Source organism: Pseudoalteromonas sp. MMG012, from assembly GCF_018100875.1.
Taxonomy (GTDB): domain Bacteria; phylum Pseudomonadota; class Gammaproteobacteria; order Enterobacterales; family Alteromonadaceae; genus Pseudoalteromonas; species Pseudoalteromonas aurantia.
In genome coordinates this window covers 73,200-88,249 of the sequence record NZ_JAGJEF010000008.1, presented here as the reverse complement: position 1 = coordinate 88,249, position 15,050 = coordinate 73,200, and the positions used below count along the sequence as shown (strand labels likewise).

Sequence of the window (15,050 nt, the reverse complement as noted above, 5' to 3'; positions counted from 1 at the left end):
AATTACTTACAGAGACTGATATGCACATTACTAAAGACACCGCTGTTGAATTCCATTACACGCTCAGTGAAGGCGATCAACATATTGAAACGAGCACGACTGATGAGCCGCTTAGCTACATACACGGTAATGACAGTATGCTGCCTGGTCTTGAAAAAGCGCTTGATAATAAAACGACGGGAGATAAATTCAGCGTGACACTTTCTCCAGAAGAGTCGTATGGAGAGTTTAAAGAAGGCTTAGTACAGCGTATTCCAATTAAACACCTACAAGGCTTAGGCAACAATAAAGCTTGGAAAGCAGGTATGTCTGCCATTGTGGAGTCAAACCAAGGTAGACACCAAGTTACCATCATTAAAGTGGGGAAGTTCAACGCTGACTGTGACCTTAACCACCCATTCGCTGGCAAAACTTTAACGTTCGACGTAGAAGTGATCTCGGTACGAGAAGCCACGGCAGAAGAACTCTCGCATGGGCATGTTCACGGTGCCGGTGGTTGTGGACATTAAGCTATGACAAAAGTTGCCATTGTTACCGGTGGCAGCTTTGGCATTGGCCTCGCCATTGTCGAAAAGCTGCTATCACAAGATTATCAAGTCTTTAACCTCGACATAGCCCCCTGTGAGCGTGGCCAGTTCATCCATTGTGATGTCAGTAACGTTGCACAGGTCAACGCTGCAATCGCACAAATCACAGAGAAAAACAAACGCATTGATGTCTTAGTTTCCAATGCTGGAAAACATTTAAGCGCAACGATTGAAGAGACTGATGAGAAAACTCTTGATCAGCTCTTTTCTCTTAATGTAAAAGGTGCATATGCGGCCACAAAAGCCGTATTACCAACAATGAAAGCCCAAAATCATGGGGCTATTATTTTCATTTCCTCAGATCAAGCTCTCGTCGGTAAACGCAATTCATTCGCTTATAATCTAACAAAGTCAGCACTCGCCTCAATGGCCAAAACAACAGCGCTAGATTACGCATCAAATAACATTCGCGCCAATGCAGTGTGCCCTGGCACAATAGAAACCCCACTATTCCATAGCGCAATCGATAAATATTGTGAACAAAGCAACGCAGATAAAGCCACGGTAGTTGCAGAAGAGGCCGCATTGCAACCACTTGGCCGTTTGGGTAAAGCGCAAGAAGTTGCAGCATTAGTGGCATTTCTCGTCAGTGATGATGCCAGTTTCATAACCGGCAGCCTACAAACTATTGACGGGGGGTATACGGCGCAATGATTGCCATTATTGATCCTCACATTCATTTTTTTGATTTGCAAATGGGTCAATATGAATGGCTGGTGGGGGATACCCCGCCAAATTGGGCCAACTTATCTCTGATAAAACAAAACCATAATCCCAATCACTTAAAAAACCCCACTTTCTTAGTGGAAGCAGTCGTGCATATTGAAGCCGGGTTTGATAATCAACACCCTCACAAAGAACTCGAATGGCTTGCGAAGGCAGCTCGGCCATTGCGGTACGGGGCTATTGCCTATATTGATATCACATTAGAGCCGATACACTTTTCTGAGCAGCTCTCTAAGTTGCTTCACGACCCTTGCCTTAGAGGCATTCGTGATATTACTGAAGGCACTGATGCAATACGTTTACTGCACCCCAATGTATTCACAAACCTCTCCACTTTGAGCTGTCACAAGTTATGCTTTGAAGCGCAGTTTGAACTAAACAATCAACAAGTTGCCAACCAAGTTGCCAACTACTGCCTATCATTACCTCACCTATCATTGTTTCTTAATCATGCAGGGTTGCTTGAACGTAATACAACATGGGATCACAGCATGGCTAAGCTATCAAGCTGTCCAAATATAGCGATCAAATTTTCGGGTTTCGAGCACCTTATATCTCCATTATCAAAAAGCACATGTCTACAACTATGTCTTCAATACTTTGGAGATGAACGTATCATGTTCGCTTCAAATTACCCCGTATGTTTGATGGAAAAAAGTTATGAAGAAATATGGCTGGAGTACCGTCAACTTGTTGAAAGTGAAGTGTTATGGAAAAAACTCAGTTACCACAATGCAAAACGGTTATATCGCCTTTAAGATCGTATTTGTACCAAATCATAAGCGGTTAAATCCGGCACTATTGCCTGAAGCCTAGCCTCCGTTTCATCCAAGGTATTTAAGCACTCACAATATTCTTCAGCTTTACTTTCTAGTTGTTGTGCTTTTTTCTCTAATGATTTATCAATTTCTTTCGTGATAATATCCATCCGCTGGCTCATATCAGTAATACGGTCTTCTATATTGCCCTCTCGCGATTTAAACGCATCGCCTAAAGAGACTAAAATCGCTCCTAAAGATCCATGAACAGCTGAGTGAATTTTTTGACTAATCTCTTTCGTGAAAAAATCATCTATCTTCGATAAAGACTGAGGTGCAATAAAGAAGAAATCATCCCCTCTTTTAAACTTATCCATTAAAGCACGCTCAACATACTGTAACTGTGTTTTAAGTACTTCAGGTTCTTTATCTGACATACCTTCAACAACTTGTTCAATCGCACTTAAACCCAAATTTACACCATCCGTTGCTAAACTTACCAATTCAGGAACGGTGTCTCGTATCCCTTTTGAATACTCATATAAAACTTGTGTTTCTTGTTCAGAGAGATCGATCCAATAGCCTTGAATTAAAAGTTGGGTATCATTATTAATTTGTACTCGAGTTTGCCCTTTATCAACAATACGGATCACTGAATCAGTTATAATCAAACCATGCCCAAGCTCAACCTCACACTTCCCCTGAGCAAAGCAAGTAAGTGGCAACATAGACAACAGCAAACTGCAGCGCTTTATGAATGACATAGAATCCCCTTAACTTACATCGCGTCAGAATATCAAACTTTCACGCAATGCCAAAACTATTTGCTGTACCGAACGAGTCGTAGAAATATATCAGATGTTTTGGCTTTAATGTTGTTTTTCCCATCTGAAAACTGGTAAGCCCACGCATGGTCAATTTGTGTTATCGCAGTGGTACTCGTCCAATAGTTTTCATTAAGCGTTCCTGAGAAAATGGTGATATTGGCAGCAGGTTCTACACACTGGAACTCAACAATACTTGCCAACTCTTTTATATTTGGTACATGCCAATCTTTAAACTCCCCAAGCTCATCATTCACAGCGGCACTCAAAGCTTGTTGCCAATTAAGTTGTTGAGCTGTACCTGTACAGCTCTGATCTCCCGAATTATATACTTCGCCAAAATTACACCGTTGCCACATAAGCCCAGTGAAAGAGTCTGTTACAGTGCCTTCTGTTGAGATTGAAAACCTTTCCGTCGGCGACGTACTAACAACGGTTGATATACAAGTTTGCGCTGCTAATAACGACATTGAAGTCATACATATGCAGATTAATATAAAAATTCTCACAAATAACTCCTAAGGTGTTCTAACCAAACGCACATACGCAGTATTCTTTTTCGGGTAAGCTAAATCATTACCTGTTTGCATATCGAGAATAAAAGCTTGGGTTAAACTACGACCATCAACGCTTGTTTGAGTTGTCCAATAATACTGATGATTTAATAATGCGGCAGATGGTATATTTGGGAAGAAGATTGGATCTAATAATTGGTTACCATCACTATGGCCAAAGTCAATAATCCCGAGTAACTCTAAGTATGTTGGAAGGCGCCAATTACTGCCTCCACAAAAATTACTAGCATTAACATCATCTATTAAAGATTGAATACCACAATTGACATTACTTGGGCACGTGGAATTGGCTGGACCAATAATTGAACCATCTTGTGCATTCCCATCAGTAGATAAATACCAAGTATAATGGTTTTTACCATCCCGTATTGATGTATTGGGAACTGTGCCAGTATTGGTCTCTTTTACTTCCCAAATTAAGCCTGTTACGTTATCACGAACACAGGTAAACACGCTCTCAGAGTCTGGGAGCTCATCAGCAAATTGATTCAATTTGGTAAAATCAAAGCCAACTCTACCTGTGCCTGTCTTATCAATTAAATTCGCGACGCTATCGCGCCCAACATCACCATCTTGATTGACAAATGTTGAGTCATTACAAGTAATGACAGAAGTATTACTGAAGCAACTATCCAAGCCCGAATCATTTCGAAGACCTAAAGCTTTGGGCGTAATCGTCACTTTGACACTATCATCTTCAGATAAATTGAGCGGGTCTTTAATAATAACTTTAAAACTGACTTCAGCAGTACTATCGACATTTGGCGCGATAAACGTTGTGGTGCACGACGCAACATCATTAATTACAACAGGTAAGTTACTTCCCTGTTGACTCCAAAGGCATGTATAGCTCCCTGACACACTGACGCTTTTTGACGCATCAAGTGTTACCACATCAAACTCCGTCACTGTTTGCTCATCTCCAGCTTCTGCCAATACAGGGGTATTTGTCGCCGCCAATGTCATTGAAAACTCAGTACCCGCCTCGCCACCTTCGTCATCTTTAACCGTTACACTAAAACGTGCGGTTTGCGTCTGTAATAGCAGTGGATGTACAAATGAAATTTCACTTTCAGTTAAGTCACTCAGTGATAATGTTGGACCTGCCAACTGTTGCCACTGATAAGACACAATCGCTCCGTTTGTATCTGGGTCTGACGATGTTGCAGCACTTAATTTGACCGTATCTGGATATTTAGCTGGTAGCACATCCGGCGCTGTTTGAGTAATGACAGGAATAGGTAATTGATTTTCAGAGGTCACATTGATCGTGATTGTATCAGAAGCAGTTTTATCATTTGGCGCACGGTAATCCACCTGCAACATTATCACGCTATCTGTTTTCACATCTGGTGCCGTTATGGTTACTTCACTTGCCTGTTGAGGGAAACCTTCTAATGCTGGCCCGCTTATAACCTGCCAATTAAACACCCCATCAGCCGGGGAAGCTGAAGCTGCAATCGTCACGCTCGCTTTTTCAACTACGGTGATATTATTATTGACGTTAATACTGGCATTTTCTTGTGCAGGCTCTGAAGATGACGAACCACCACCGCATCCAACTAACAAACTCCCAATCAATAATGGAAGGACTAAACGGTTCAACATACTTCGCTCCTAGCCTGTTACATGTAGCTATCTTGATGAATTCTTACAAATAACTTCGTACCTACTTTACTATAATCCACTTTGTATTCTCGGCCGTCTAAAGACTGAATGAATAACAGCCTTTTTACTTCCCCAAATATATCTGCACTCGCAATATGTACTATTTCTAAATAGCGCTCTTTCGCTTCACGGCGGTTACGAGGCAACTCATCTTTAAACGGAATAAGTCCATTTACTGTGACTTGTATTTTAGGGTGCGACTCCCCGTTAACAATAACTAAATCGAGCTTTTTCTCTTTGTGAATGATCGTGTTACGACCGCTTTTAATATAGGCTCTATCATCGCTCATGGACTGTTCCTGTTACATCTGTTCATTGGTGGCTTGCTCTTCCAACAAGTTTTTAACCACCTGAGCTGGATCTAATTTCCAGCGGTTTAATAAGTATGAAAAACGCCATATATCTCGGTCTAATACATTTGCTGGCAATAGCAAGTCATAGCCCGTCAACGTTTTCAGATTGTGCATTCGATTGGCAAACATCGCGATCAAACCGGTATAGACTTGTCCTGAATCAGAGCAATACTCATCCGATTCAATTAGCCATTCTGATGGGCAGTTGCCATTTTTGCAATGCATTTTAACAGCTTGTAAAAATATATGCCTCTGTTCAATTAATAATTTACCTGCCAATCTCGGCTTTAATGCTAATAAAAATGAATCTATAGAGACCAGTTTAATGCCAACAGCATTTAATTCCAGTAATTCAGGTGCTTCACCAGCTTTAGGTATCCCACTTGAATGCACATTATCGAATGCAATTTTCCATCGCCCAAACTTATGAATATAAACGACGCTTTGTGTACCAAGTACTATACTATAATAAGGTTGTTGGCTTTTCAAAAAACCAAGCAAAATCGAAAAGATAGCAATACTCACCAACGCCGTTTCAACAACACTGATCACACTATCGCGCAAAATCACAAACGCCATAATGATGCAAAGGCATACTGCACCGACGAGCATAAATTCAATACTGTGTTGATTCGCTTGAGCTCTTAATTTAGCTTGCATTTGTTACGCCAACCTCACATATAAAACCCAAAATAAAATACAAACATAATGATCGTCCACGCCAACAATTGTCGTATCTTTTTACATGTTTGACATTCATTGTTTTTTTTCATGTTTAAAAATCAATATTTTAGGTACAAATAAGCCGGTAATTTTAACTTTTACGGCCAACGCACAAATTAACAAGATACCCGACTCCATATTGAAGCGACATATTTTGTACACTAGAGTCATCAATCTCAGTGGTAAAATATCATGTATGCACAACAATCGGGTAAAGCCCTCTTTCCTTTTATTATTTTAGTCCTGATTTGTATAACAGGCTATTTGTATTTGCCAACTTCTCAAGGAAAACCGACAAATATTAAGCCAAATACAATCGTCGTCAGCACAATCACCGCACAAGAACAATCTCGTATTATATCAGTTGCAGCAGTTGGTAATGCCCGAGCCAATCAGGCCATTGATGTTATCAGCTCACAAGATGATTATGTTACACATATCTATTTTGCTGATGGTGATTCAATTCAGCGAGATCAAAAATTGGTACAGCTCTTAGATGCGGAAGAGCAACTTGCCGTTGAAGAGTTAAAGATTCAATTAAAAGAGCAACAAAGGCAGTTATCTCGACTCAATGAATTAGCAAAAACACAATCAGCTGCGCGCTCAGCTTTGGAAGAGCAACGCTCTGTCGCGGATGCTTTATTTACCCAACTGCAAAGCGCTAAAGTCAAATTAGCACAAATGACTATCAAAGCGCCATTTGACGGTGTGCTAGGTAAAAAACTTATTTCAACCGGCAGCTTTGTTGATAGCAATACCAGCATTACTACTTTGGATGATATCAGTGTTATAAAAGTGGACTTTCAAGTACCTGAAAAATATTTGGGCCAACTAAAAAAAGGCATGACAGTCACCGCCATTAGTGATGCTTACAGACACACCACATTTAACGGTTATGTTTCTCATATAGACCCTCGCATTAACGAAACTACCCGCAGTGTTCAAGTGACAGCCGATTTTGCCAACAATAATGCGCAACTTAGGCCTGGGATGTTATTGCAAGTAACACTAGAGTTACGAGCACTTACCGCTATCATGCTGCCAGAAAAAAGCATTATCCCACGGAAAGATCAACACTTTATATACATCGTGGATGATCAAGATAAAGCACAGTTAACGAATGTTGAACTTCACACGCGATTTAATGGCTGGGTGGCTGTTTCTAAGGGCGTAAACATTGGTCAAAAAGTTGTCACCGAGGGCACTACCAAGATACATTCTGGTTCTTCTGTGACTGAAAAGGGGTAACTTGTGAAAATAACTGATACTGCAGTCAAAAGACCCGTATTCGCCATCGTTATTAATTTACTATTACTGACTTTTGGTCTTGTCGCATTTAGTATGCTGCCGCTACGAGAGTACCCTGATATTGAAACCCCCATAGTAAGTGTAAGTACCAACTACACAGGTGCATCAAGTGAGGTCGTTGAAGCAAAGATAACGCAGGTTCTGGAAAACAGAATTTCCGGTATAGAAGGCATTAAAAGTATCAATTCATCTAGTCGGAATGGTCGTTCAAACATCACCATTGAGTTCGATATCGACCGAGATATAGACGCTGCCGCGAACGATGTAAGGGAACGAGTTTCGCGTGCACTCGACAGACTTCCAGAACAAGTGAGACCGCCTGAGGTTTCCAAATCTAACTCAGATGAAAGCCCAATAGCATGGTTTGTACTTAATAGTGAAAGTATGGACACTTTGCAACTGTCGGATTATGCCCAACGCTTCATTGTGGATAGATTGGCTGTGGTTGATGGAGTGTCTAATGTCCGTATTGGTGGAGAGCGCCAATATGCGATGAAGATATGGTTAAACCGGCAAGCAATGGCAGCGAGAGGAATCACTACAAATGATATTGAACAGGTACTACGTCGTGAAAACGTCGAATTACCAGCAGGTGAAATAGAATCTCTAGATCGCGATTTCGCAGTCAGAATTGCCCGCAGTTATAAAAGCCAAAGTGACTTTAATAATTTAGTGATAAAGCGCGGAGAGCAAGGTTATTTAGTTCGTCTTAATGAAGTCGCTAACGTAATACTTGAAGCGGCAGACAACGAAAGTACTTTCAGGGGGAATGGAAAAAATATGATTGGGCTGGGCATTGTGAAGCAAGCCAAGGCCAATACACTTGACGTCGTAGACAACGCACGTCAAGAACTCGAGAAAATCAAGCGAAACCTACCCGAAGGAACAACGATTCAAGACAGTTACGACTCATCTATTTTCATTCGCGAGTCCATTACGGAGGTATACCGTACGCTCGCGATTGCGATGGCTTTGGTGGTCACCATTATATTTTTATTTTTAGGTACGGTCCGAGCCACGCTTATTCCTGCGATTACAGTGCCTGTAGCACTTATTGCAACCTTTATGTTTCTACTGTCAATGGGCTACTCAATTAATTTACTGACCCTGCTCGCACTCGTATTAGCTATCGGACTAGTGGTAGACGATGCCATTGTTATGTTAGAAAATATTCATCGTCGTATTGAAATAGGGGAACCGCCATTACTTGCAGCCTACAGAGGCGCTAAAGAAGTCGGATTTGCGATTATAGCGACAACACTGGTTCTTATTTCAGTATTCGTTCCCTTGGTATTTATGGACGGTCGTATTGGCGCACTCTTTACTGAGTTTGCTATGGCGGTCAGCGCCGCGGTTTTATTTTCAAGTATAACAGCTCTCACTCTGGCGCCGGCGCTCAGTTCAAAAATACTAAAACCTACTAGCAGTAATAATAGATTTAGCCAATGGATGGACGCTCAGTTCTCACGTTTAGAGCGAGGGTATCGTAATGTACTAACTGCTAACCTGAAACGCCGTTATAGCCTTATTTTTACTCTTATCCTAGCAGGATTTACCAGCTTTACTTTATTTCAACAGATCCCATCAGAACTCACCCCTAAAGAAGATCGTGGTACCTTTTTTGTGATGATGAATGGCCCCGAAGGTGCAAGCTACGAGAACAATGAACTAAATATGGCTCAAATAGAACAACGCTTACTTCCTTATGTGGAGACGGGAGAATTGAGCAGAGTGCTTGTTAGGGTTCCAGGCTGGGGTGGCCAAGGCGGTGTTGCGATCATAGGCATGCCAGATTGGGATGAGCGAAAACGTTCAACATGGGAAGTAATGGGTGAGATAAGCACTAAAATGCGCGAAGTAACTGATATTAGAGCTTTTGCTATTATGCGACGAGGAATTGGTGGTGGTGGTCAATCTCGGCCTATTGAATTTGTGCTACAAGGTAATGACTATCAAGAACTAGCACAATGGCGAGATAAGATCATTAATCGAGCTCAAAAGAACAAAGGGCTCGTTCGACTCGACCATGACTACAAAGAAACTTTTCCACAGTTTTTAATTCAAATAGATAAAACTAAAGCGGCTGATTTAGGTGTGTCTATCAGTGATATAGGTAATACGCTTGAAACAATGTTGGGGCAACGCAGAGTCACCACCTTTATCGATCGGGGTGAAGAGTATGATGTCATACTAAAAGGCACAAAAGCTGACTTTGGCGGTCCCAATGATATCGCAAATATTTTTGTCAAATCACGTACTGATGAACTGATCCCTCTTGACAGCTTGATCAGCATCAATGAAGCGGCCACCGCGTCACGTCTAAATAGATACAACAGAATGCGTGCTATAACGATCACGGCAAACTTAGCGAATGGCTATACGTTGGCTGAAGCTCTGGACTTCTTAAACACTGTTGCAGCTGAAGAGAATAATATTGATGGTGCAATAGACTACAAAGGTGAATCACAACTGTTTTATGAAGGTGAATCAGCCATGACTTACGTCTTTATCTTAGCACTAACCGTGACTTTTTTAGTGCTCGCAGCACAATTCGAAAGCTTTATTCACCCACTAGTAATTATGTTAACTGTGCCACTTGGCCTCGTTGGTGCGATGTACGGACTTTACCTAACCGATAGCTCGCTCAATATATATAGCCAAATTGGTATCGTCATGTTAATTGGTTTGAGTGCCAAAAACGGTATTCTGATTGTTGAATTTGCCAATCAACTGCGTGACAAAGGTATCGCATTTGAACAAGCCATCGTAACGGCATCGGTCCAGCGCTTAAGGCCTATCATTATGACTTCACTTACGACTGTAATGAGCGCAATTCCACTCGTTATGGCTGTTGGCCCCGGTTCTGAGAGTCGAATGGTGATTGGTGTCGTGGTTTTTGCTGGGGTGAGTGTATCCACATTACTCACTTTATTTGTGATCCCTTGTGCGTATAACTTATTGTCTAAAAACACACAATCACCAGAGTTTTTAGCGCTACAATTAGAGCAACAGGCTACAGCTATAAAAAAGGTTGAACATGACTAGTATAAAAAAAGCCACTTTTGGTGGCGGCTGCTTTTGGTGTATTGATGCTGCATTTCGTCGCGTTAGAGGAGTTACATCGGTTCGCTCAGGCTATACAGGTGGACACACACCAGAGCCAACTTATAAAGCTATTTGCCAAGGTGATAGCGGCCACGCAGAGGTAGTGGAAGTAAGCTTTGACAGCACCATGGTTAATTACGACACTTTACTGGCTATGTTCTTTACGTTACATGATCCAACCCAGTTAAATCGCCAAGGTAATGACATTGGTACACAATATAGAAGTGTGATTTATTATCACGATGAATATCAGCATCGCACAATCAGTGATACGATCACAAACATTCAGCAACAAATATCAGCACCTATTGTTACCGAAGTCAGCGAAGCACAAACATTCTACGCGGCAGAAGACTACCATCAAGACTATTTTAATGAGAACCCTAATCAGGGGTATTGCAGTATGTTAATTGCGCCAAAAATAGCAAAGTTTGAACAACGATTTGTGAATAACATAGATTAAAACTCCCGTCTAATGAATGGGATGCCATAGAAAGCTTGCTTTCGAACATCCCAAAAAACCATAACACCTTGATTTTTAATAAACAAAAATCATTCACCCTCTTTTATCGCCATCAAATATAATTTAGAAATCGACATAACACAATTATCAAGACACCGTATAGACTTTGACATTTACCTATAAAGACCTCAGACTACGCGTCAAAATAGTGAGGTGCTTAATCCTCTTGTATCGGATAAAGATAATCGGGAAATTAGTGCCGTAACCACCTTGGTTAAATAGTCTAATACTGCCCCCGCAACGGTAATGGCTGAGCAAACATGTTCACCAAAGTCCGGAGACCGGCCTCACTATAAAATCCAGTTTATAATATTGCGGTGGGCAATATGGGATATATCGTGATGCTTTAGCATGACTGTATTTCTCATTGCTCCCCTAATAATGAGATACTTATGCAACTATTTATGTTTTTTGTGTTCGCTTTATTGGTCATACCCACAGTATCAAGCAAAGAGGTCGCGCCCAGTGACAGCACCAACATAGAAATTTTAGAAGTTGAACATACAGGCAGCTATTCACCCTCTTATAAAATTTTCCAGCGTCATGAGTTTATTAATAGTGCTCAAACCTTGTCCGATATTCTAAGCTCTATAAATGGTATTCAAATACGCCAAATCAGTGGACTCGGTAACCCAGTTGCAATTTCTATCCGAGGTTCAAATAGTAAGCAAGTACAATTTTATATTGATGGGCAGCTCGTCAACGACAGTCAATTTGGTGGATTCGATTTAAATCAAATCCCAACAGAGCAAATTCAGAGCATAGAAATAAGTAAAAGCCAAGCCATTGGGACTGGGGCTACTCCCATTGGCGGTGTTGTAAGGATCAATACGTACAATCCAGATAGCTCACAAAAAAAGCTATCAGCCGTCGTCGGATCTTTTGGTCATACCGAATTAAATGCTACGGTCAATACGATTTTTGACCAGCATACTTTAACGCTCGGCGCACAAACGCTAAATACCAATAATAATTACCAATACTTAGTGCCTCAAACGTTTAACAACCCTTCTATTTCTGAAAAGCAGGCATTGCTTAACAATGGCTACAGTAAAAATACACTCTATATCAATGATAATATAAAATTTGAAAACAACAGAGTTAGAATTCACGGGCAATATTCAGATCAAACGAAAGAGTTACCGAATTATAGAAATAACTCCCCTGAAACCACATCCAATTTAGCCACTAAAACATGGCGTCTCGGCTATTTGCATACGTTGCATGATATACATGCTTATGTACCCAGCATTGAGCTGGATAGCTATTATCAAGATAAGAGTGAAATTTATTTAGACGCCCCCAACGGAGTTTCAGAGCAAAGTTATCATTATAACTCTGATAAAAAACATGTGAGCGTAAAGCCAACGGTTATCTGGGACAGTTATACATTTACACCTTTTATTACCCTCACCGACCACGCCTTTCAGTCCGAACAATTCATAAATGATCAAGCAAATCCATGTAATGGCATCAGCGAATGCGATATCAAAGCGCAATTGCAGCAAACAAGCTACGGCACACGTATCGAGTGGCAAGGAAATACACTACCTATTAATATATATGGGTTGTACAACAAGCTACACAACAAATCGAGTAATGAGCCTCTCAAAAGTACAACAGCGCAAACGCTATATGCTAACGACCAGTTCGATACACATGAGTTAGGAGCTACCTATCAATGGCACGAAGTTGTTGCTGAATTCGTTTTCTCTAAAGGTGTCAGAACCCCAACATTGTTTGAACTTTATGGTAATCGTGGTGCTTTTAAAGGTAACGCAAACTTATTACCTGAGCGCTCTAAAACAAGGGCTATCAACTTTGCATATAAGGGTAAAACTCTGGTGCTTAATGCTTCTAGTTATATAAAAAAACAAGAGAACAGCATCGTCGCTATTTTTAATTCCAGCAATGTGGGAAGCTATACAAATGTCTCTGAAGCCACTTTAAAAGGCTTAGAGTTACAAACTAATTATAAGTTTAATACTCAATGGCTGTTTGCTCTACAAGGCACATTCATTCACTCAAATACACACTCAATCTTCAGCGCTTTTGACGATAAAAAGCTGCCTGGTGTTTATCATAAACAATACGGCGCAGCGCTCACTTACCAAATGAATAACCAGTGGAGTGTAAGCCTTAATCACAAAATAGACCGTGAGCTTTACTTTAATCGCAGTAATAAATTCCAAAGTGAAAAAAATCGCGGTAATGGCACACCAGCCGATAGAGAGGTAACCGACCTGACATTCAACTGGTCACATAGCCAACATAATTTGAACTTGACGTTCAGTAACCTGTTTAATACTGAGTATCAAGATTTAGCCAATCGCCCCGCTCATGGGCGCAGTATCCAACTTAAATATTCTTTAAAGGGCATCTAAACCATGTTTCATACGCTAGCTAAAAAAAGCTTACCTTTGAGCCTTATTGCATCTGCTTTTGTACTTACAGGCTGTGGCTCAAGTGATAAAAATAATGCACCAACACTCACAGGTAATCAATCACCAACAGTCCTAGAAAATACCACTTTAGTTGGCTCATACACGGCAAATGACGTTGATGGAGATGCATTAATATTAAGCTTGAGCGGTGAGTCAAGTGCACTGTTTAACCTTGAACAATCAGGAGAGTTGAGCTTTAAAGACGCACCTGATTTCGAAGAGGTTGGAGACACGACATTTAGTGTCACAATAACGGCAACAGAGCAAACTAATGATAAGCTCAATGCATCATTAACAATTTCTATTTCTCTTGATGATGTAAAAGATACACCTGATTTTGCAGTTGTCCAAACCGTTTCCCCCGACTTTTTGGGCTCAGAAGTGATTTACATCGATCCTGTCCAACAAAGTGTTGAAACCGGCTTTTATATAAAAGATGCCTCAGACTACACGCTCAGCACATACAAATCAGATATATACCATATTGGTCGACATAAAATTGATGAAATCACAAAGTACAATCGTGCGGCACCTGACGTTGCGCTTTGGTCATATTCAACACAAGACAGTCAAGACTCGGTGAGTCGAAACCCGTACTCATTAGTCTCATTAAATGACAATAAAGCTTATCTTATCCGCTATGGTTCTGGAAAAGTGTGGATAGTAAACCCGCAAGCCACACAAGCTGAAGACTTCAAAATCGGGGAGCTAGACATTTCTCACTACGCACATAATAATGCGAATAATACCCCAACCCCATCATCAGCTGCAATACTGGATGGTAAACTGTATATTGCCATGCAGCGTATTGATGACAATTGGGCGCCGGGTATTGCTTATGTTGCAGTATTTGACACCTCAACTGATACAGAAATAGAAACCAATGCATTAGCTGATGATGAATTTAAAGGCATCCCGCTTGTAGGGAGAAATCCATTAGAGAATAGTGTTATCACTGCTAATGACAAAGTATATGTCACGTCTCGAAGTTCATATTCTGGGACTGATTTATCATTAAGTCGAATTGAAGAGATCACCCCTGAGGACTATTCAGTACGAAACATTATTGACGCACAAGCCATCCCAGAAAACGAATCAGCCGTTATCAAAGCGAGTGTTATCGTATCTGAGGAAAAAGGTTACTTTTATAGTAATCAAACCTTTTTTAGCCCAGAGTACCATGTAAAATCAACCCTGCATGAGTTTAACCCAACGACAGGCGCAGTGATTGCGAGTAACATTGCCAACACTGGCGATGATGCAATAGTACAGCTAGCTTTGGATTCAGCAAACTTTTTATGGATGGGGATCAACAACCCAACAACACCTGGTGTTGATATTATCAATACTGCCGATAATACCCCTGAGGGTACACGCTTACTAACTGAACTGACTCCGTCAACGATTCGCTTTGTGGAAAAGTAACAGTTCTAATAAAAAAGCCTGCAAATGCAGG

13 protein-coding genes and 1 riboswitch are annotated in these 15,050 nt (G+C 40.9%); of the genes, 8 read left to right on the top strand and 5 right to left on the bottom strand.

Annotated elements, in window-relative coordinates:
- The first annotated feature begins 20 nt into the window (after positions 1-20).
- From J8L97_RS04615 to J8L97_RS04605, 3 genes are read left to right on the top strand one after another with little or no spacing between them, the layout of a single operon-like run.
- On the top strand, positions 21-509 hold the full coding sequence (locus J8L97_RS04615) for a peptidylprolyl isomerase (protein WP_210996551.1): 489 nt from the start codon (positions 21-23) through the stop codon (positions 507-509).
- Positions 510-512: 3 nt separating this feature from the next.
- Entirely contained in the window at positions 513-1,241 is a 729-nt protein-coding gene (locus tag J8L97_RS04610; RefSeq protein ID WP_211048059.1) for an SDR family NAD(P)-dependent oxidoreductase, read from the top strand.
- Entirely contained in the window at positions 1,238-2,071 is an 834-nt protein-coding gene (locus tag J8L97_RS04605; protein ID WP_211048058.1) for an amidohydrolase, read from the top strand. Before J8L97_RS04610 ends, J8L97_RS04605 begins: the two co-directional genes overlap by 4 nt.
- Here J8L97_RS04605 and J8L97_RS04600 read toward each other — a convergent pair.
- The 5 genes from J8L97_RS04600 to J8L97_RS04580 are packed head-to-tail and all read right to left on the bottom strand — an operon-like array spanning position 2,068 to position 6,151.
- Positions 2,068-2,835 carry a YggN family protein gene (locus J8L97_RS04600; protein WP_211048057.1) on the bottom strand — a complete coding sequence of 256 codons (768 nt, stop codon included), beginning with the start codon at positions 2,833-2,835 and terminating at the stop codon, positions 2,068-2,070. The two genes, J8L97_RS04605 and J8L97_RS04600, sit on opposite strands and share 4 nt — an antisense overlap.
- Positions 2,836-2,891: 56 nt before the next feature.
- Complete coding sequence (locus tag J8L97_RS04595; RefSeq protein WP_247682533.1) at positions 2,892-3,365, bottom strand: DUF1566 domain-containing protein; 474 nt, start codon at positions 3,363-3,365, stop codon at positions 2,892-2,894.
- A gap of 48 nt (positions 3,366-3,413) precedes the next feature.
- The gene (locus tag J8L97_RS04590; RefSeq protein ID WP_211048056.1) at positions 3,414-5,078 is read right to left on the bottom strand and encodes a DUF1566 domain-containing protein; all 1,665 of its coding nucleotides are present in this window, start codon (positions 5,076-5,078) and stop codon (positions 3,414-3,416) included.
- Positions 5,079-5,095: 17 nt separating this feature from the next.
- Positions 5,096-5,428, bottom strand: a complete 333-nt coding sequence (locus J8L97_RS04585) for a hypothetical protein (protein ID WP_192505837.1) — start codon at positions 5,426-5,428, stop codon at positions 5,096-5,098.
- A 12-nt stretch (positions 5,429-5,440) separates the two neighbouring features.
- A complete protein-coding gene (locus tag J8L97_RS04580; protein ID WP_211048055.1) occupies positions 5,441-6,151 on the bottom strand; it encodes a DUF2982 domain-containing protein in 711 nt (236 codons plus the stop codon).
- Positions 6,152-6,406: 255 nt separating this feature from the next.
- Here J8L97_RS04580 and J8L97_RS04575 point away from each other — a divergent pair, with 255 nt between their 5' ends.
- The 5 genes from J8L97_RS04575 (at position 6,407) to J8L97_RS04555 (ending at position 15,019) form a co-directional block, all read left to right on the top strand.
- A complete protein-coding gene (locus tag J8L97_RS04575; protein WP_211048054.1) occupies positions 6,407-7,462 on the top strand; it encodes an efflux RND transporter periplasmic adaptor subunit in 1,056 nt (351 codons plus the stop codon).
- Between the two features lie 3 nt (positions 7,463-7,465).
- Positions 7,466-10,567 carry an efflux RND transporter permease subunit gene (locus J8L97_RS04570; RefSeq protein ID WP_211048053.1) on the top strand — a complete coding sequence of 1,034 codons (3,102 nt, stop codon included), beginning with the start codon at positions 7,466-7,468 and terminating at the stop codon, positions 10,565-10,567.
- A complete protein-coding gene (gene msrA / locus J8L97_RS04565; protein ID WP_211048052.1) occupies positions 10,560-11,090 on the top strand; it encodes a peptide-methionine (S)-S-oxide reductase MsrA in 531 nt (176 codons plus the stop codon). The genes J8L97_RS04570 and msrA overlap by 8 nt, the downstream gene beginning before the upstream one ends.
- Positions 11,091-11,284: 194 nt before the next feature.
- A riboswitch (cobalamin riboswitch) is annotated at positions 11,285-11,455 on the top strand.
- 87 nt (positions 11,456-11,542) lie between these two features.
- Positions 11,543-13,534, top strand: coding sequence for a TonB-dependent siderophore receptor (locus J8L97_RS04560; protein WP_211048051.1), 1,992 nt, complete (start codon positions 11,543-11,545; stop codon positions 13,532-13,534).
- Positions 13,535-13,537: 3 nt separating this feature from the next.
- Positions 13,538-15,019, top strand: coding sequence for an Ig-like domain-containing protein (locus tag J8L97_RS04555; RefSeq protein WP_211048050.1), 1,482 nt, complete (start codon positions 13,538-13,540; stop codon positions 15,017-15,019).
- Positions 15,020-15,050: the final 31 nt, after the last annotated feature.

Coding starts and splice junctions, on each gene's coding strand:
- J8L97_RS04615 (WP_210996551.1), top strand. CDS start 21: ATGCACATTACTAAAGACACCGCTGTTGAATTCCATTACACGCTCAGT.
- J8L97_RS04610 (WP_211048059.1), top strand. CDS start 513: ATGACAAAAGTTGCCATTGTTACCGGTGGCAGCTTTGGCATTGGCCTC.
- J8L97_RS04605 (WP_211048058.1), top strand. CDS start 1,238: ATGATTGCCATTATTGATCCTCACATTCATTTTTTTGATTTGCAAATG.
- J8L97_RS04600 (WP_211048057.1), bottom strand. CDS start 2,835: ATGTCATTCATAAAGCGCTGCAGTTTGCTGTTGTCTATGTTGCCACTT.
- J8L97_RS04595 (WP_247682533.1), bottom strand. CDS start 3,365: ATGTCGTTATTAGCAGCGCAAACTTGTATATCAACCGTTGTTAGTACG.
- J8L97_RS04590 (WP_211048056.1), bottom strand. CDS start 5,078: ATGTTGAACCGTTTAGTCCTTCCATTATTGATTGGGAGTTTGTTAGTT.
- J8L97_RS04585 (WP_192505837.1), bottom strand. CDS start 5,428: ATGAGCGATGATAGAGCCTATATTAAAAGCGGTCGTAACACGATCATT.
- J8L97_RS04580 (WP_211048055.1), bottom strand. CDS start 6,151: ATGCAAGCTAAATTAAGAGCTCAAGCGAATCAACACAGTATTGAATTT.
- J8L97_RS04575 (WP_211048054.1), top strand. CDS start 6,407: ATGTATGCACAACAATCGGGTAAAGCCCTCTTTCCTTTTATTATTTTA.
- msrA (WP_211048052.1), top strand. CDS start 10,560: ATGACTAGTATAAAAAAAGCCACTTTTGGTGGCGGCTGCTTTTGGTGT.
- J8L97_RS04560 (WP_211048051.1), top strand. CDS start 11,543: ATGCAACTATTTATGTTTTTTGTGTTCGCTTTATTGGTCATACCCACA.
- J8L97_RS04555 (WP_211048050.1), top strand. CDS start 13,538: ATGTTTCATACGCTAGCTAAAAAAAGCTTACCTTTGAGCCTTATTGCA.